Raw genomic sequence first — 19400 nt, 5'->3', positions numbered from 1 at the left:
GTATATTTTTTTTAAAATTGAAATTTTTGAGTTAGTTAATAGCTCCTCCTACCTGCAACCCACTAGGGACAGCATCAACTACTTCTTTATCAAAATCTGTTTCATTTAATGTATTCAAAAAAGAAATTATAGGCACCATATCCTTTACTTTTAAGTTTATTTTTCGCACCAAAGAATCCAACTCATCTCCTGCTACATGCTGATTTTTGGGCTCCCCCGAAGCTATATCCTCATAAAACTCAAGCACTTTTTGTAAATTTTTCAAACTTCCATTGTGCATATAAGGTGCTGTGAATCGTAAATTTCTAAGGCTTGGGGTTCTAAAAGAAAAAGTTTCTTCAAAACCAGCATCAGGTGTGTCTAATTTTTTATTTTCTGACACTCCTAAGACATGCATCTTATAATCTGAAAACATAGGACCACTATGACAGGCTGCACATCCTACTTTTTTAAATAATTCAAAACCTTCTTTTTCAGATAATGAAATCGCTTTTTCATCCCCTGATAGATATTGATCAAAACGCGAATTATTTGTAACTAATGTCCTTTCAAAAGTAGCTAACGCTTTAGATAAATTAACACTATTAATACTATTTTTTTTTCCAAAAGCAATTTCGAATAACTCTTGATATTTTTGATTTCCCTTAAGGCGACGTACTACTTCATCCAGAATGGATTCTTTTGAATATTGCCGTCCTCTCATTTCTTCTAATGCCAAAATAGGTTCTAATGCCTGTTTCTCAAGGCTTTTTATTCTGGAATCCCAAAACATAGGCGCATCTTTTGGGGAGTATTCTCCATTAATAGTAATTCCATTATACGCTGTATTCAAAATCGTATGTGCATTTCTTTTTACGAAAGGAATATCATTTGGTGCGTTAAAAACTCTTTTTTTACCAAAACCCTTTCCATTAACGCCAATTGAAATATCCCGAAACTCCGCATAGCCATTTTCAGGATGATGGCAGGTAGCACACGCAACATCTCTATTACCAGACAATATAGGGTCAAAAAAAAGTAGTTTCCCCAAAGCAGCTTTCTCTGATGTAATTGGGTTGTCTTTTGGTGATTTTACCTTTACAGGCAATGGTATATACTTTTTATCATCAAGACCTTCTTTTGTATCTGCTACCTTTTCTGAATCAAAACAGCCGACTATTAAAAATAGTATTCCAAACAGAGAGAAAGAAAATCTTTTTTTATTCATAAAATATTCACTTTTAATTTTCTATTTTATAATCCTTTATCTGTCAATCTCAGAATATCTCCAAAAACTCCTCTGGCAGTTACTGCCGCCCCAGCTCCAGCTCCCTGAATTACTATAGGTTGATCCCCATAGGATTCTGTATAAATTTCGAATATAGAATCTGATCCTTTTACCTGCCCTAAAGAACTACTTTCTGGCACAGAAACTAATTTTACATCCAGTATACCTTTTTCTTGTGATAAATCTCCATGCAAATCGCCAATATAACGTAATACGTGATTAGGTTTCTGCTCCGATTTTATGGTTTCAAATACTTCATCTAATTCTTTTAATTTTTCTAAAAAAGAAGATACACTGCCATCTCTTAAATTTTCCGGAATCAAATTATGAATAATAACATCTTCGAATTCGTTACTAAGATCCAGCTCTCTTGCCAAAATTAATAGTTTTCTTCCCACATCATTCCCACACAAATCTTCACGAGGATCAGGCTCAGTAAATCCCTGATCAATAGCTTCTTGCAACACTTCACTAAAACACCTTTCTTCTTTAGAAAAAGTATTAAACAGATAGCTTAACGACCCGGAAAAAACACCTTTAATTCTAGTGATATTTTCTCCAGAAAGATGTAATAATTTAATGGTATCAATTAGCGGAAGTCCAGCCCCAACGTTCGTTTCATAAAGATACTGTTTTTGATTCTCTTTTAACTTTTCTCTTAACGCTTTATAAAACTCAAAACTTACTGTATTTGCTACTTTATTAGAAGATACAAGATCAAATCCATTAGAAACCAAGTGTATGTAATTACCCGTAAAGTCAGCACTTGCTGTGTTATCAATAGCTATTAAATTCTCTAAATGGTGCTTATCAGCAAATTGAACAACGTCTTCTATGGTATAAGAAAGTCCTTTTGATGCTATTTCTGACCTCCAGGTATCACCTACTCCTTGTTCGTTTAAAAGTATTTTTCTTGAGTTGGCTATTGCAAAAATATTTAAATCAATCTTTTTTCTTTTTACAATGTCTTGCGCAGATTTTAGAACCTGATCAATTAAAGTACCTCCCACAAGTCCATGACCAAAAATTGCTAAATTAATTTTTTTAGAAATTCCAAAAACCTCCCCATGAATTACGTGCAGTGCTTTATGCAATTGATTTTTTCTAACCACAAGACTTACATTCTTTCCCGTGACGGTATTATTAAACAACAAGGGAACTACCTGATTCTTGATCAACGCATTATAAGGTTTATGGAATGTACTTAGGTCTTGACCAACAATAGAGATCACAGAAACATTATTTTCTACGGTAATTGTACTTACATCTCGTTTATAGAAATCTGCTTCAAATTCTTCTTCTAATACTTTCTTAGCAATAACAGCCTGATCAGCTTCAACAACAATACCAATACCTCGTTCTGACGACCCTTGAGAAATGATACTTACACTTATATTTTTATAAGCCAGTGCCTGAAAAATTCGAGCATCTACCCCAACTCTTCCCAGTAAACCTCTACCTTCTAAGTTAATTAAAGACACATTTTCTAAGGCAGAAAGCGATTTAATTCCTTTCTTACTGGCCTCAGAAGTAATAAGTGTCCCTTTGTTTTTATGATCAAATGTATTTAGAATACGTAAAGGAATATTCTTTTCTATCAAAGGGATAATTGTTTTTGCATGAAGAATGTTAGCACCAAAATATGCCAACTCATTAGCTTCAGCAAAGGACAATCTTTCTATTTTTTTTGCATCAGGAACCAAATCAGGATTGGCGGTATAAATACCATTTACATGCGTGAAATTTTGTAACTCATCGGCATCCAGGTAATTTGCCAAGAGCGAAGCTGTATAATTACTTCCGTTTCGTCCTAAAGTAGTTGTTTCATTTTTGGTATTAGAAGCTATAAACCCTGTAACTACATTTACAGTATCGCCATTATATTTTTTAAAATGATTTACTACATTTTCTTTTGACAACTTGTCTAATGGCTGTGCATCTCCAAATTGTGCATCTGTAATAATTAACTCTCTACTATCCGTAAAATTAGCATTAATCCCTTTATCAATCAATAACTGTGTTACCAACTTTGCAGAAATCACTTCACCCAGTGACAGTACCTGATCCTTTATTCGTTTACTATAATCACCTAATAGAGAGACTCCTTCAAAAAGTTTATCCAAAATACCAAATTCCTCCTGAACATCCAGATTTTTAAAATCACCTATTTGATATTCCTTAAAAGCTTTTAATTCTTCTGTATACGCTTCATTATTCACTGCTTTTTCCAGTATCATTTCTAATGCATCGGTAGACCCGCCTCTGGCAGAAAGCACAACCGTGATTACTTGTCCTTTTTTTACTTTATCTGCAATGATATCAACGACGGCATGAATTCCTTTTCCATTCGCTAGTGATTTTCCTCCAAATTTTAAGATCTTCATTTTCTTTTCCTTTAAAATACCTTATTTAATAATTCCTTTAACTGCTCAAATTCAATTAAAAATGCGTCATGACCATGTACAGAATCAATTACCCCGTGCGTCACATTTTGTTTTACCTGTATCAGTTTCTGATACGTGAGGCTATCCTCATCTTCTGTAAAAAACATATCAGAGTTGACACTAATGATATGAATGTTTGATTCGATAGAAGCAGCGACTTCCTTAAAATCTCCTCTCCCTTCAGTAATATCAATATTGGCTAAGATATAATTCAATTCTTTATATGCAGAAAGTGTAAATCTTTTATCTAATTTCTCCCCGTGATACAACAACCAACTTTCTACATTATACATAACCTTCTCTTTATTATAACTTCTATCAAATTTCTGCCGGAACGATTGTGGCGATCTATAAATTAACATCGCATGCAATCTTGCATCATAAACAGGATTATTAGAATGTAGCAAAATTTGTTCCTGTACTAAACAATTTGCTTTTAACCAATCTGTAGATTTCCAATCTGTAGCAATAGGAATTAGATGCGTAATTAACGTGGGGTCTAATACTGCTAGTTCCCAGGCAATACCTCCTCCTACAGATCCTCCGATAACAGCATAGAGATTTGTAATATTTAGCTTTTTAAGGCCTTTTAAAAAAATGGTAGCAATATCTCTTGCATTAAAAACTTTATAATCTGAAATCAGGTTTTCTTCAATACCATCATATCCATTGCCTGGTATATTAAACGATACTATTGTGTAAACATTTGTATCAATACATTTATTTTCCCCAATTAAACCATTCCACCAACCTTCTTCTCCGCACACAGTAGAATTTCCTGTCAATGCGTGGTTTACTAAAACTATCGGGGCTTCATATAAGGGTTTACCAAATACTTCATAAGTGAGGTCAATGGAATCGAAATATGTATTACCAATTGTTGTAAAATCTGATATTTTAATTTTTTGAAGCATATTTTAACCAACAAATCTGTTTTAGTTATTTTGCAGTCTCATTTATTTTAGCGAAAGCTTCCTTTAGGTCTGTTTTTAAATCCTCAACATCTTCTAAACCAACAGAAAGCCTTATTAAATCTTGAGTTACCCCTGTAGATTTCTGCTGTGTTGGATTTAATTGTTGATGTGTAGTACTCGCTGGATGAATAATCAAGGATTTAGAATCTCCTATATTAGCTAATAAAGAAAAGATCTTTGTTTCATCTGCAACTGTCTTAGCAGAATCAAACCCTCCTTTTACTCCAAAAGTTATAATTCCGCTTTGCCCTTTTGGAAGATATTCTTTTGCCAATGTATGATAAGGATCATTCTCCAGTCCTGGATACTTGATCCAAGATACCTCATCTTGTTCTTGTAACCATGTTGCTAGTGTTAATGCATTTTCGCTATGCTTTTTTATTCTAATCTCTAATGTTTCTAACCCTTGCAAAATCTGAAATGCATTAAACGGGCTCAAGGCAGCTCCATGATCTCGTAATCCTTCTATTCTTACCTTAGCAATAAAAGCTGCAGCCCCTAGCGCTTCATGATACACGAGTCCATGGTATCCAGGAGATGGCTCCGTAAACTCCGGAAATTTGCCACTAGACCAATCAAACGTACCTGCATCAATAATAACACCCCCTAAAGAAGTCCCATTACCGCTAATATATTTAGTTAAAGAATGGATAACAATGTTCGCTCCATGTTCGATCGGGTTTAATAATGCTGGTGTTGCTACTGTATTATCAACAATAAATGGCACTGCATTCTTTTTGGCTTCATCAGCGATCGCTTTAAGATCTAATACATCTAATTTTGGATTACCTAATGATTCTGCAAAAAATACTTTTGTATTTTCCTGAACAGCGTTTTTAAAATTTTCAACATTTGATGCATCTACAAAAGTGGTTGTAATCCCAAATCTGGGTAAAGTAACATTCAAAAGATTATAGGTTCCCCCATATAAACTACTAGAAGCAACAATATGATCTCCTGATCTCAATAGTGTTAATAATGCCGTATTAATAGCTGCAGTTCCAGACGCTGTTACTACTCCTGCAATGCCTCCTTCTAATGTAGCCAATCGTTGTTCCAGAATATCATTTGTAGGATTGTTTAATCTTGTATAAATAAATCCCGGTTCTGAAAGATTAAACACATTTGCTGCATGATCCGCATTCTTAAAAACATAAGATGTAGTTTGATAAATAGGAACAGCTCTTGTTCCTCCATTAGCACTCACATCATGTCCTGCGTGTAAAGCTTCTGTTGCAAATTTTTGTCCACTCATAATTTTTTATTTTAAATTTTAATAATTCAATAAAATTCAAATACATTAAATACCCTTTTAAAAAAAGGTGACAATAAAAAATTAAAAAGAAAGGAAACGACAATTATTTTAGAATATAAATGTATCGAGTTATCTTCTCTCAAAAATTGAGATAGAATTTAGCACCTTCTTTACTAATAAAGGGTTGCTAAGGTTTCATAGGGTCTAATCCCTCCACCTTTCTTAATAACTTACTAATATGTATAAGAAACTTGGAGACAAAGCTAATAATTATTTTCGTACTAAAAACAATTTTCAATATAATTGTTTTTAGTACGAAAAAAGAAGTCAAAAAAACTATTAATTTTATATAAAATTAATGATTCGTTAAATTCTTTAGAATATTATCATTTTTTTTACCTTTGTTGGAAATAGTGAAAGGGATAGATTTGACTGATTGCAACCCTAAGCTACATTGAAATAAATTCAATGTTACTGTTCAGACAGTGAAAATGCTAAAGCAGTTCGATAAATTATAGTGTCATCGAAAGCTTTTTGTTGCAGTCTCTTTTTGTACCCAATCCAAAAAAAAACAAAAAAGAATGGCATATTTATTTACTTCAGAAAGCGTATCTGAGGGACATCCGGATAAAGTAGCAGATCAAATCAGTGATGCTTTATTAGACAACTTTTTAGCTTTTGATAAAGACTCAAAAGTAGCATGTGAAACCCTTGTAACCACTGGTCAGGTTGTTCTCGCCGGAGAAGTAAAATCAAAAACCTATCTCGATGTACAACATATTGCCAGAGAAGTAATTAATAAAATAGGATATACAAAAGGAGCCTACCAGTTTAGTGGTGACTCCTGTGGAGTAATATCATTAATTCATGAACAATCTCAGGACATCAATCAAGGTGTAGATAGAGATACCAAAGAAGAACAAGGAGCAGGTGATCAGGGAATGATGTTTGGGTATGCTACCAAAGAGACCGAAAATTATATGCCTTTAGCCTTAGACATATCACATAAGATTTTAATAGAACTGGCCAAATTAAGAAGAGAAGCAATTGACATCCCATATTTGCGACCAGACTCGAAGAGCCAGGTTACTATAGAATATAGTGATGATAATATACCCCAACGTATTGTTGCCATAGTTGTATCTACTCAGCATGATGATTTTGATATTGATGATACAATTATGCTCGCAAAAATTAAGAACGATATTATTTCTATCTTAATACCAAGAGTCATTTCTCAGTTACCAAAATATGTTCAGAAGTTATTTACTGATCAAATTACCTACCATATTAATCCTACCGGTAAATTTGTTATTGGCGGTCCTCACGGAGATACTGGTCTTACAGGACGTAAAATTATTGTAGATACGTATGGTGGTAAAGGAGCTCATGGTGGTGGTGCTTTTTCTGGAAAAGATCCAAGTAAAGTAGACCGTTCTGCCGCATATGCATCAAGGCATATTGCAAAAAACCTGGTGGCAGCCGGAGTGGCCACAGAAGCCTTAGTACAGGTATCATATGCTATTGGAGTGGTAGAACCTACCTCAATTTTTGTAGACACCTATGGAACAGGAACTCTAGGAATTACGGATGGTCAGATTGCAGATAAAGTAGCCAAGATATTTGATATGAGACCTGCTGCCATCGAAGAACGTCTTAAACTGCGTAATCCTATCTATCAGGAAACCGCAGCATATGGTCATATGGGTAAAGAACCAAAAGTAATCACTAAAGTTTTTGAAAGTCCTTACTCTGGAAAAATAGAAAAAGAAGTTGAACTATTTACCTGGGAAAAGCTAGATTATGTAAATGAAGTAAAAAAAGCGTTTCAAATCTAATTTTACATCTTTTTTATGTAAATTACTGCCTTATAAATATTTAGCAATAGTATTCGGTTACATTCTATCAAAGATGCTTAATCGAATACTATTAAAAGACCTACGAATACTAAAAGTTTTGGAACATTTGTTACTATTAACAATATCTTTCGACAAAATGGTCACACACCATCTTAAAAGTATGAGGAAATGAAATTAAAAATCACATTCACTGTTGTCCTATTTTGTATCTGTTTACTATCATTTGGACAAGATTATAAAAGCAGTACAAAATCAGTAAAAGATATTGACTCACAAATAGAACATGGTCAATATACTGCTGATGCTACTATTTCTGCCGATAAATTAATAATCAAAATCATTGATCAAGACACAATAGTATCTTATAATGATACCGAATGGGATAAAATCAAAGAAGAAATTCAACTAAACAAAGAAAGGTTCATAAAAACTAATGAAACTTATATCAGCCGGGTTATTGATACTATATTTATCAATGGTTCTACTTTTACAAACAAATCTCAACTTTCTGGTTGGTAAAACATTTTGTTAATAAACATACACACTATAAAGAGACGATCTAGTTATACTAGATCGTCTCTTTTTTTATAACGGGATTATACTTGTCATAAAACACACAGAAGTAGCAACTACTTTATTTTTACTTGTATTTTTTATCTCAAAGGAGAAAATCCCTTAGAAAAAGGGTTGTTTCCCCTCTGTTTTTTTGTTTTGTAAATTCATAAATTAGCCTTTGACAATCAAACACTTACCCCCAAAACTATAATGCACAAGTATAAAAACATATACTTACTAAAAAAGTAGTGATTACAGTATAAGGTATAACTCTTAAAAAAAAAAAAAATGAGAAGAACCATGATTATTATTTTGCTTTGGATAGCTCAACCTACATTTTCGCAGATTCCCGAAATTCAAAATGTAGGATTAAATGAAAACGCTAACGACTGTCAAAAAGAGAATAATAATAACAAAGTATTGGAAAAAGAGTTGCAGAATATGTATTTCAAAAATAATCTGCACTATTATAGCAACGAGGAATGGGAAAAAATAAAAGAAGAAATTCAACGAAATAAAGAGAGAATTGCACAAGGTAAAGAAATGATTCATAGCTATACAGTCATCGACACCATATTTATAGAAGTTTCCAAAGTAAAATAAATAGTTTGCAAACCAATATGTAGCTATTTTACGAAGAGAACTCATCTTGAATAATGCTTTGATCTGCAAAATTTACATTTTGCATGCTAATTTTGTTCGTTTTTTTAACCATAAGCTATGGCTATGCTGAAAAAAACCTGGTTCATTATAGTACAAAAGCCAAACTTTTCGGTTGAAAACCATTACTCAAGATGAGTTCAAAACCATTATCTTCTTAAGAAAATAAGTGAATTAAAATTTTTGGAGGAATTGGACTGCGTTTTTTCTGCATTTGATAGTAATATTTATGAAATATGAAAAACATGAGAATTGATACGATTTGTGATTAAAAAATTCGTATAAATTCATTGAATTATTTTTTCTTTATGCAAGGCAAAAAAATCAAGCATAGCTATAGCTACGGTTTATTTTTTAAACGAAGTAGAAAGGAAAAAGAAACGATGAATATGCAAAATTTTTAGTTATAAATCGTATGAGTAGAAAAGTATATTTTTATAGTGAATTAAAAAAGTATAATACGAGTTCTTGTTTGAATTTATTATGAAAGAAAATTAGGCTTTTTTTAGTGAAGAAGAAAAAATGACGTTTTATTCCAGTAAATTTTGAGGATAAATGGCGTTGACCAACTCAATAAATATGGAATTCTCATTTTATTAAATTTAATAAAATTACAGTAATTTAGATTTTTTATAGTTTACAATAATGGAAATATCTAATATAGATGAGCTTTTCAAAAAATCAAACAATGGTTTTTTATAAGTTCTCAAAAAAAATATCAGCAATTTTAAACCATACTCAACATGCCAAAATCAAATTATTGTTTAATAGACCCGGATGGTGGCTCCTTAGCAGTCAAAATAACCGCCAATAATGGGATTCGGACTGGATCGATCTTCGTACTATGGGAAATCAAAAATGGTACATGGGAAAAGCAAGAAAAATTTCAGGCAGTAACTGGCGATGATGGAATTGGTCATTTTTTGATTAATAAAACACCTGATTCTTTAGAAAATAAATCTCTCGCCTGGTCTATAAACACTTGTTCTTCTATTGCAAATGTTACACGTGGAGAGATTAGTATTTCCATTACTCAAGACAGCATAGAACGATGGAAAAAAGAATCTTCTCGCCTTGTACCAAAGTGTGAAGATGGAAAACAATTACAGTTTGGAAATCATGTCATATTCAAGCATATGATTTCAGAAAACATATCTACATCTGAGCTATGGAAAGACACAGAATAATAGTCCTAGTACTTATATCCCTGATTACCATCACGGCATACACCCAAGATGGCAGTACTCCTGGAGATACTCAGAATGTATACACCTTTAAATTAGATTATAATGTCCCGGAAAGTCCTGCTTTTGCCGTATTGGATGCCAATCCTACAACCATTTTAAGAGCAAGTACTCCACAGGAAATTGTTACTCATCTAGCCAGTAATTTTCTTAGTGGCAATGAAGTAAGTCCAGGTCTGGCATTAGATTTTAATCCATACCTTACTTTTGGAGGAAGGCTAAAAAGTGTAAAAGAATATAGAAATAATTATGGTAAAAGATTTCTTGCCAACTTGCAACTGTCTTTTGCTACTATAAATTCAATGAATTTTCCTGATGACTTATTATTCTCTGGAGGAATCCGAGCTACACTTTTTGATAGTAAAGATATTATTTTTGATGAGCAATTAGGTAAAGATATTGATACAGCTTTACTTTCTGGGTTTTCTGACTCAGGTGAACCAGGACCTACAAATAATAATCAAGGAATCGTTGTGGATAATCCTTCTTTAAAAAACGCATATCTCAATGCTAAAACACGTTATATGGAAAAGGAAGGTGGATCACTAGCCCTTGGATACGCGATTGCAGGAAGAGCTAAGGATAACTCATTTAAAACCGATAGTATTGTTACCTACAGACATCAAGCTTGGTTAGTAGGGCAATATGACCTTGGAAAAAGTGAGATGAGTATAAATGCCATGGTAATGTACAGATATGATCAGACGCCACAAACCAATAATAATGACGGATTAATCAGTGGGATTGCGTTGAGAAAATATGGCCAAAAGCTAATTCTATCTGCAGAAATTTATCACAATAGCATGACAGAGAGTATTGATTTTGGCGGGTATGCAGAAGCCTATTTAATACCTAGTATTACTCTTTTTGTATCACTAAAAAAAGAAGTCAATAGTGTCACTGGTGATGAAGATGTGGTATTAAAACCTGGAATAAAATGGAATTTTAGTGAAGCCAAAAAATAATTAAAAAAAAGCGCAACCAAATAAGAAATACAATAAACTAAATATAAAACGTTAAATCAACATAGCTCTAATACCCCATATTTAGAGTGTGTGCATCCATAGTAAAACCTCCCTTACAAGCCCCAAAAGTTGACAGGAAAATTGGAAGATCGAGATATACGAACTACCTCGGGGTAAGCCTGAAAGGCTTTTATTGAAAAAAACATTGCGATTTCGAGGCAAGCTCCGGAGCATTTAAATATCGATTCTCGAGTAAAAACCAATTATCAAAAAAATACATTTGATTCCATTTGTTTTACAAGAGATGGAGAGGGCTTATTATTTAATTTAAAACATACTATCATGGGAAAAACATTGCGTATTTGCCTGGCAATGGGCGGAGGAGTTTCTTTAGGTTCTTTTTCTGGTTCGGCATTGACTGAAGCGCTAAAACTATTAGTGATTTATGGAAAAGATAATGACGGAAAAGATTATGACAATGTCATTGTAGATGGAATGAGCGGTGCTAGTGCTGGTGCAATCGCACTGACCATTATGCTTAAATGTCTGATTGACTATCACGCTATGATGCCTCTTTATAGCAAAATACTTACAGAAGAAGATTTACTTCATGAAATCATTAAAACTTACTTTAATGACGATCAACAAAAAGCTGAAAAACATAAAGATAAATTCGAAACATTAAAAGCATTACAGCTGGCTCAAAAAATTCAATATAAATTATGGGTAGAGGAAGTAAACGCAATAAAATTATATGGCGATCGTATTGATAAAAATTTCAAAACACAACCTAATGAATCATTCTCCTTATTAGATCGCAAGCTTTTGGAAGATCTTACTAAAAAATATTTAATGACTTCTCAAGGGGTTGATATTTCGAGAAGACAACTTTTGGATCCTAAACGTGTCATTTTTGCATGCTCGCTTACGAACCTTTTACCCATAGAGTTTAATCTATCCAAAAATGATACAATGGACACAGACAAATTAGAGAAGAATGTTTTAAGATCTGTAGGTTCCAAAAATCATTCAGAATTAAGAGTGATTGATTTTGTTTTTGATGATACCGAGTTAACAAAGAAAACAGATTCCAGATGGTTAAAATTCTGCAAATCACCAGAAGCAAACGATTCTACACAATTTAGTATTACTGATAGAGAAGCCTGGGCCACAATTTCGGCTTCAGCTTTAGGTTGTGGCGCATTTCCGATAGCATTTGAGCCTGTTGTTCTTAAGAGGTTTAAACAAGAATTTGGTGATGAGTGGCCCTTATCTTTTAACGAGATAGAAACAGATGTAAAAACATATCAGAAAAAAAACAGTACGAATAAAGAAAAATTTGTCTATAACAGTTACTTTGCAGAAGAAGGAAATACAACGCTGGATTATAACAGTTTTAATTTCCCATATATCGACGGAGGTACTTTTAATAATGAACCTATAAGAGAAGCTTTTAAAATAGGTACATTTCAGGATTTTAATCGTATTACTGACGCTGAAGAAAGACTTATTTTATTCGTAGATCCAATTGTTAGAAAAGAACCACATCATTCTTTTAAAATTTCTGCTTTTTCTCCTGTTAAAAAAACTAACGATGATGTTTTCTTTAAAAAAGAACTGAGTAAATTTTTCGGAAATACATCTAGTATTTTAGGTGTACTTACCAATCAAGGCAGTATAAAAGAAGAACATAAAATTATAGATATCAAAGAAAATTTTGCGCTTAGAAATACCTTATTTGACTATTTAGATGCGAATACCGATATGAGTAATAATCTAAACATTCAGATTATTGCTACCGCATTCAATAAAATTGCTAAAAATCTTAAAAATGGAATCATTTCTTTAGGAACCAGAGATCCTATAGAATATTTTTTAGCCGAAATAAAAAAGAATTGTTCGGGGCAAAATAGCAATGCCCATGACTGTATCCAAATAGCTCGAGAGGATCTAAGTGAATTGAAAAATATTATTGATGAAAAGGTAAGAAAAAAAGAATCTTTAACTATTGGTGAAGTTTATACCAAACTAAAATTGACCTCAAAAGCTGATAAAAATGGCTTTGCACAAACGGTATTTAAGGTAATTGGTGATTTTGCCCTGAACACTGATGGCAAAAGTGAAAATGCCTATAGAGCAGCTATTTTACCTATTAACAAAAATCTGGATATTATAGAATTACCAGGAAGTGAAATTGAAGCATTTGGTGGATTTGCATCTCTGAAAGCAAGGCAATATGCTTTTGAATTTGCACGTTTGAGCACCTTATTATCATTGCGAGAAAATGCCGGAGGGTTCAGACCCAATAGTCCTTTTATTGTGAATAAAGGTTTTATAAATCTGGAAAAACAACTGACTGACAGGATAAAAAAAATTAATTTCTTTACAGAGAAAAATCAATACACCTCAGAACTAGAAAATCACTTATTTAATCCTTCTGCAATACGTATCAAGGGTATTTTAATTAGCAATAAGTATCTAAAATTTATTTTACTTAAAGTCCCTTTTGTAGCTACATCGTTACTAGGAACTGTTTTAATGCCCATTGTATCTATTGGATTGTTAACACGTTCTATTTTTAAAAAATCCCCATGGAGAGGATCTAATATTTTAAAAAAAATCATTACCAATAGTATCAATCAAATACACTATTTACCTCTGGAGCCAGTTACTATTTCGATACTTAGTGATCATCGACTAAATAAAAAACTACTATTTCGTTGTGCTGATGGATCTATCAGAAAACGCAAAGCAATAGAGCATACCTCCAACATTATGAATGGTAAAGTACGATATCAATACTATTTTCAAGTATCTCTTTTGGAATATATAAAAAAAGAAAAAATAATATATCCACAAACAGTTGCTAAGAATGCTGTATCGCTAAAAATAAATTCACAGTTAATTCAACATTTAGGACTATCACTCTCTGGTAAGGTAAAAATCCCAGATACTATAGATGGAAATCTTAATCCTGAAAATAAAAGGATTGCCCTAGAAAATAATTATACAGACATTATTACAGAAATACGCATCGACAACGTCAATCTTCCATTACTAAATAATGCAATAAATAATCCTGGGACTTCACTTCATTACTCATTAAAAAACATTAACTATCATGTAAATCCATTATTAGAAATCGATTTACAGAAGCTGGTAGAAGGATGGTATTTTAAAGAACAAACAGAGTCTCTGGACAAGAAATTATTACGTTGACTTTGTCTTATTGAGAAGTGATTTAAAGAGTCGAAAAAATATCTTTGGGAATTAGTTTTTCAAAACATAGACTGTCCTCAACACCTTTATATTGATCATAATTAGGGATTCTATAATATCCACTCTTTTTATAAAGCCCTATTGCTTCTGGTTGTCTTATACCTGTTTCCAAAACACATCTGGTATATGATAATTCATTAGCCCACTTTTCTAATGACAGCAAAACCTGCGTTGCCACGCCTTTTCCCCTGCCTCCAGGAGCGGTATACATGCGTTTGATCTCTACGGTAACTGGATCATATTCTTTGATAGCACCACAGCCTACAGGAATTTCATTTTCATAAGCAATCACAACATATTTAATCGTATCTATCGTATTGAATTGAGCGTAGAAGGCGTGGTCTTCCCCATCTCTTTCCTTTAAATCTTTATCAAGATTCTTAACTAGTTCTATAAAATCTGTATGATGAGAGTTCGTACGTAGTAATTGTAGCATTGTATGGTGTATAATAATGATATGTTGAAGTGGTTAAAACTTTTTTTAATTCGCTATAAAAATGCCTTTTTTCACTCAATTTTTGTCTTTTTCTTACTTCGTAACGCCGCAATGAAGTGCAAAAAACACTTCAATTAATCAAAAAAACATTATTTTTCTCCTGAATCAAAAAAGTGTAAACAACTTTATTATGCTATTCAGTTCTCAATTAAAATTATTTCTTTTGAGAACTGGTATTACACAAAAATAAAAGATAAAGCCGATGATTAAAAGTTATCTGTTTTTTTTATTTTAGAGAAGACGAAACATAAAGTATAGCTGGACTACTGTCTATTGTATGCTGATACAAAGATGAAAAAAAAGCATTTTATCCCAGTAGATCTAAATGGCAAATAGTACAACTCCATTCATAGCATTTCTTTATACGGATACTCATCCAATCATGGCCAGGTTACAAATCTGTAACTGTTAAAAGTTATTCTGAGTTATTGTATCCCAGATTTCTATAACTGATTGAACTATATCTTCATCAAAACCTTCACTAATATTTGTTATAAATAGCTGTCCTTTATTTTTTTCAGGATCAAAAGAAACAAAAGTTAAGATTCCCGGATCTCCTCCTGAATGACCAATCTCACCAGTATTTTCAATTCCCCAAAAGATACCTTCTTTTGCTACCGATATGCCATAATTGCTTTGATAGGAAAACATTTCTTCATAAGAACCTTCTGATAGCAATGTCCCTTTCCCCTTATATCCTTTTATCATTTCTATCAAAAACTTACTTAGATCAGTACTACTAGTTATCAGCCCTCCATCAGCCTTTGTAATTAAAAAGTATCTTGGAACTTCAAATTCTTTTGTAAAATAAAGTGTAGCATAATTTTCCATATTTACCTCATCAAATCCCCATCCTGTCGCATCCATCTGTAGCGGTCGTAGTATATGGATTCGTATATATTCTTCATAAGAGATTCCTGCAGCTTCCTCTACAACATAAGCAGCTAGTGCTGCTGCAATATTACTATATTTTCGATGGGTTCCGGGAGCATTTTCAGAAAAACTATCCTGAGTATACCATTCTCCGGTTTGAGATAAAACTTTTTTCAGAAATACAGAATCATCTATTTCAATATTGGTTTTCAGAAATGCAATATAAGACTGATACTCTTCAGGGTATTCAGATACATTTACAGCAGATGGATTCTGCAATAGATAGCTTCTACCATATGCTGGCCCATCAAGAATTCCAGAGGTATGAGTTGCTAAATGTCTCACGGTAATCGGCAGCCCTGGATGATATGGGTTTGTTACCTCAAATGGGAGATAACTATTAATATTGGTATCCAGATCCAATTTTCCTTGTTCTACTGCTTTCATAATAGCTACAGCAATAAATGTTTTGGAAATTGATCCAATATTCTGAATCGTATTAGAAGTAAATTCTATGTTTTCTTTTATATCTGCATACCCATAAGAATTTTGGTAATTGACATTTTTATCATTGACAATTGCAACTGAAAATCCGGGTAAATCAGATTCTTCATATATCTTTTTTAGTTTATTAGTAAGTTCTACCTGTGTATTAGGAGTATTATCATCATTTTTCTCACAAGAAATAATGAATAATGAAAGCATAAGTAATGTGATTATTTTTTTCATTTGATGTTGTTTTAAAATTTGTAACTAAACCCATTTGCTTAAGAAAAGAATACAAGTACCCCAGTAAAGTATTTTAAACATTTCTCTCCTCAGATTGTTGTCGGTTCTTTTAACATTGTATTTATTCCCCTACTATTATTACTGACAATCCAAAATTGAGAAGGTTGCTTCAGTCTATAACTTTTATATTGAAATACTGCTTATGAATAAAAATTCAGGAAATAGGTTTTATACGATTTATAACTAAAAATTTCGCATTTTCATCGTTTCTTTTTCCTTTCTACTTCGTTTAAAAAATAAACCGTAGCTATAGCTATGCTTGATTTTTTTGCCTTGCATAAAGAAAAAATAATTCAATGAATTTATACGAATTTTTTAATCACAAATCGTATTAGTCCTTTTTTTCAGAAAAAAGAGCACATCCTTTATCATAAAGAAATACTCAAAATGATTATGATATGTGGCTAATTACATATTATAGAAGTCCGGAAATATTTGCACCTAATCGCAGAAAGCGATAATACATCAAATAGTGGGGAGAAGATTACTCATCTATGGAATCATTTTAAAACCTAAGTAACGGGTTGAGACCAATAAGTTTCATACAATATATTTTATACTGCTTAAAATTACTTATTCAAATTTGCTCTTTTTCGTTTAAAAAAACTGCTCCTTTTTTATTTGATAAATTTGAAGGAGACTTGGTATTAGCACAAACAACAGAGGTACTTATAATCTGGTTATGAAAATTCCCGAGTATTTTAATGACACTACGAGTAGCGCATAGATTTAATCCCATCCTCAAATGAAATTACCTGCTAAAATCATTTCTTTTTGTTTCACACCTCAAAATAAAAAGCATCGATAGCCTTGAATAGCTCCATAGAAACAAATGAGATGTTACGAAGTTTCTTATCTGTAAAGAAATCTGGACAAAATATCCTGGCAAAGAAGGTAATTCAGATATAACTATGAACTACCTTAAGGTTTTTTAGTCTGGATTCAGGCTGTTTTATACATGATAAATGTAACCTACAATAAAAAAAACCACATCTGATTATCTAAATCTCTAATCTAGTATAACTTTTTAGATACACTATAATCCTGCAGCCACATTGGTGATTTTATCTAATGCACCACTCACTTTCTGTAGCACTTCATCTTTTTCTGAAATACCATGTCTTTCTTGCAGATAAAATGGATCATTATATGATATGTTTATCTTTTCCTGTTCATCTTGCCATACCAGAATTTTCTGCGGCAAATCTAATCCAGTCGTTTGTGCATTTTGCATAAGAGGTGTGCCTAATCTTGGGTTTCCAAATAAAATAATTCTTGTAGGATTTAATTCTAAACCTACAGAAGCCGCATTTGCCTGATGGTCTAGTTGTGCAATAATCTTTAGATTAGGGTTATTTGTAATTACTTCTACTAATGCGTTATATGTTTCTTCAAAACTTTTGGTACTTATCTTGGTAATTAGTCCCTGCTGTATTTTATCTTTCATACCTTCTTTTAATTCGGTTTGTTCGCCATTAGACGAATCTTTTGCTGTTTGATTACAAGAATTTGAAATGGTACATATCAATAATAGTAGTAGGCAATATCTCATAAAATATAATTTGACTAAATATAGCCGAAGCATAAACACCTCACAGTAAGTTTATTAAAAAATTAACATAACAAAAGCTCCGTATGAATATGAACAAATACGGAGCTTTTGAAAATTTTTGTGCTATAAAGTGATTATTATATCGTTTCTGGTGTTACAACCCTGTAGCCACATTTGATAAATTATCCAGTGCAGTTGTTATGGTTGTAAAGATATTTTCATTCTCTGTAATCCCATGGCGACTTCTCAGAAATGCAGGATCATTGTAGGATACTTTAACTTCATTTTGATCATCTTCCCAAACCAAAATTTTCTGCGGTAAGTCAATTCCGGTAGTTTGCTGATTCTGCATTAAAGGTGTGCCTAAATTTGGATTACCAAAAATCACTAGCCTGGTCGGGTTTAATTCTAGATCTATCGATTCAGCATTCACTGTATGATTGACCTCAGCTACTAATCTTAGATTAGTATTACCATTGATTGCAGCAATCAAAGCATCATATGTTTCTTCAAAACTCTGGGTACTGGTTTTAGTAATAATGCCTTCTCCTTCGTTCAGAGATGCTGCACTTGTATCAACTAATTCATCTGTTACAGTAGTTGCAAAGTTTTCTAATGCAATTCCAGCTACGTTAAGCTCTTCTATTTCCTCTAATCCATATCTGGCTATTAAATAAGAAGTATTATTATATACTACTCTTACTACTCCTGAAGCATCTCTAAACAAAAACATCTTTTGTGGTAAGTCTAAACCTGCCAATTGATTCTTCTGCATTATAGGAGTACCTATAGCCGGGTTCCCAAAAATAATAACTTTAGTACTATCTAATTCCAATCCTACAGAGGCTGCATTCTCAGTATGATTAACCTGGGCGATAATATTTATTGGATTTACGGCATCTAGAGCATCAGTAATTTTCTGATCTGAAATGCTAAATGTTTCTGCACTTACACCAATAGTCAATCCACTTAACAAAATAGAATTTTGATCTGGCGTTGTGGTATCATCATCACATGAAACAAAAATAATTGAAAAAATAAACACATAAAAAAGAGACCTGATTTCCATAAAGTTTTGATTTTTAGAGTTATATATAGTATATCTAATAACAGAAAATATATGAATTTATTTTCTGTTACAAGTAAATTAACTATATATACATACCTCCAATCATCCTTGACTCTCTA

Annotated in this window: 14 protein-coding genes and 1 riboswitch; of the genes, 6 read left to right on the top strand and 8 right to left on the bottom strand. The window is 32.5% G+C overall.

Going from position 1 to position 19400, the window contains the following annotated elements; genetic code table 11:
- Positions 1 to 31 precede the first annotated feature (31 nt).
- From F0000_RS15795 to F0000_RS15780, 4 genes are read right to left on the bottom strand one after another with little or no spacing between them, the layout of a single operon-like run.
- Positions 32 to 1207 (bottom strand): cytochrome-c peroxidase, encoded by a 1176-nt coding sequence (locus F0000_RS15795; protein WP_149625700.1) that lies wholly within the window; start codon positions 1205 to 1207, stop codon positions 32 to 34.
- Between the two features lie 26 nt (positions 1208 to 1233).
- Positions 1234 to 3651 (bottom strand): bifunctional aspartate kinase/homoserine dehydrogenase I, encoded by a 2418-nt coding sequence (gene thrA, locus F0000_RS15790; protein ID WP_149625699.1) that lies wholly within the window; start codon positions 3649 to 3651, stop codon positions 1234 to 1236.
- A gap of 11 nt (positions 3652 to 3662) precedes the next feature.
- Positions 3663 to 4625 carry an alpha/beta fold hydrolase gene (locus F0000_RS15785; RefSeq protein ID WP_149625698.1) on the bottom strand — a complete coding sequence of 321 codons (963 nt, stop codon included), beginning with the start codon at positions 4623 to 4625 and terminating at the stop codon, positions 3663 to 3665.
- 25 nt (positions 4626 to 4650) lie between these two features.
- Positions 4651 to 5940, bottom strand: a complete 1290-nt coding sequence (locus tag F0000_RS15780) for an O-acetylhomoserine aminocarboxypropyltransferase/cysteine synthase family protein (RefSeq protein ID WP_149625697.1) — start codon at positions 5938 to 5940, stop codon at positions 4651 to 4653.
- A gap of 126 nt (positions 5941 to 6066) precedes the next feature.
- Positions 6067 to 6172, bottom strand: a riboswitch (SAM riboswitch).
- 349 nt (positions 6173 to 6521) lie between these two features.
- Between F0000_RS15780 and metK the strand changes: the two genes are divergently transcribed.
- The 6 genes from metK to F0000_RS15750 all read left to right on the top strand — a co-directional run bounded on the left by metK (position 6522) and on the right by F0000_RS15750 (position 14442).
- Entirely contained in the window at positions 6522 to 7778 is a 1257-nt protein-coding gene (gene metK / locus F0000_RS15775) for a methionine adenosyltransferase (protein WP_149625696.1), read from the top strand.
- A gap of 189 nt (positions 7779 to 7967) precedes the next feature.
- A complete protein-coding gene (locus F0000_RS15770) occupies positions 7968 to 8318 on the top strand; it encodes a hypothetical protein (protein WP_149625695.1) in 351 nt (116 codons plus the stop codon).
- A gap of 324 nt (positions 8319 to 8642) precedes the next feature.
- Positions 8643 to 8957, top strand: coding sequence for a hypothetical protein (locus F0000_RS15765; RefSeq protein ID WP_149625694.1), 315 nt, complete (start codon positions 8643 to 8645; stop codon positions 8955 to 8957).
- Between the two features lie 800 nt (positions 8958 to 9757).
- Positions 9758 to 10201: a hypothetical protein gene (locus tag F0000_RS15760; protein ID WP_149625693.1), complete on the top strand. Its 444-nt coding sequence runs from the start codon at positions 9758 to 9760 to the stop codon at positions 10199 to 10201.
- A complete protein-coding gene (locus tag F0000_RS15755) occupies positions 10183 to 11223 on the top strand; it encodes a hypothetical protein (protein ID WP_149625692.1) in 1041 nt (346 codons plus the stop codon). The genes F0000_RS15760 and F0000_RS15755 overlap by 19 nt, the downstream gene beginning before the upstream one ends.
- Positions 11224 to 11565: 342 nt before the next feature.
- Complete coding sequence (locus F0000_RS15750; protein WP_149625691.1) at positions 11566 to 14442, top strand: patatin-like phospholipase family protein; 2877 nt, start codon at positions 11566 to 11568, stop codon at positions 14440 to 14442.
- Positions 14443 to 14464: 22 nt separating this feature from the next.
- Here the strand turns inward: F0000_RS15750 and F0000_RS15745 are convergent, their stop codons facing one another.
- The 4 genes from F0000_RS15745 to F0000_RS15730 form a co-directional block, all read right to left on the bottom strand.
- Positions 14465 to 14938: a GNAT family N-acetyltransferase gene (locus F0000_RS15745; protein WP_149625690.1), complete on the bottom strand. Its 474-nt coding sequence runs from the start codon at positions 14936 to 14938 to the stop codon at positions 14465 to 14467.
- Between the two features lie 468 nt (positions 14939 to 15406).
- Positions 15407 to 16600, bottom strand: coding sequence for a serine hydrolase (locus F0000_RS15740; protein WP_149625689.1), 1194 nt, complete (start codon positions 16598 to 16600; stop codon positions 15407 to 15409).
- Positions 16601 to 17696: 1096 nt separating this feature from the next.
- Positions 17697 to 18212: a DUF302 domain-containing protein gene (locus F0000_RS15735; protein ID WP_188112144.1), complete on the bottom strand. Its 516-nt coding sequence runs from the start codon at positions 18210 to 18212 to the stop codon at positions 17697 to 17699.
- 154 nt (positions 18213 to 18366) lie between these two features.
- Positions 18367 to 19281: a DUF302 domain-containing protein gene (locus tag F0000_RS15730; RefSeq protein WP_149625687.1), complete on the bottom strand. Its 915-nt coding sequence runs from the start codon at positions 19279 to 19281 to the stop codon at positions 18367 to 18369.
- Positions 19282 to 19400: the final 119 nt, after the last annotated feature.

Source organism: Aquimarina sp. RZ0 (assembly GCF_008370685.1).
Lineage (GTDB): Bacteria > Bacteroidota > Bacteroidia > Flavobacteriales > Flavobacteriaceae > Aquimarina.
Note: the sequence above shows the minus strand (reverse complement) of the source record. Positions and strands in the feature narration are given on the sequence as shown.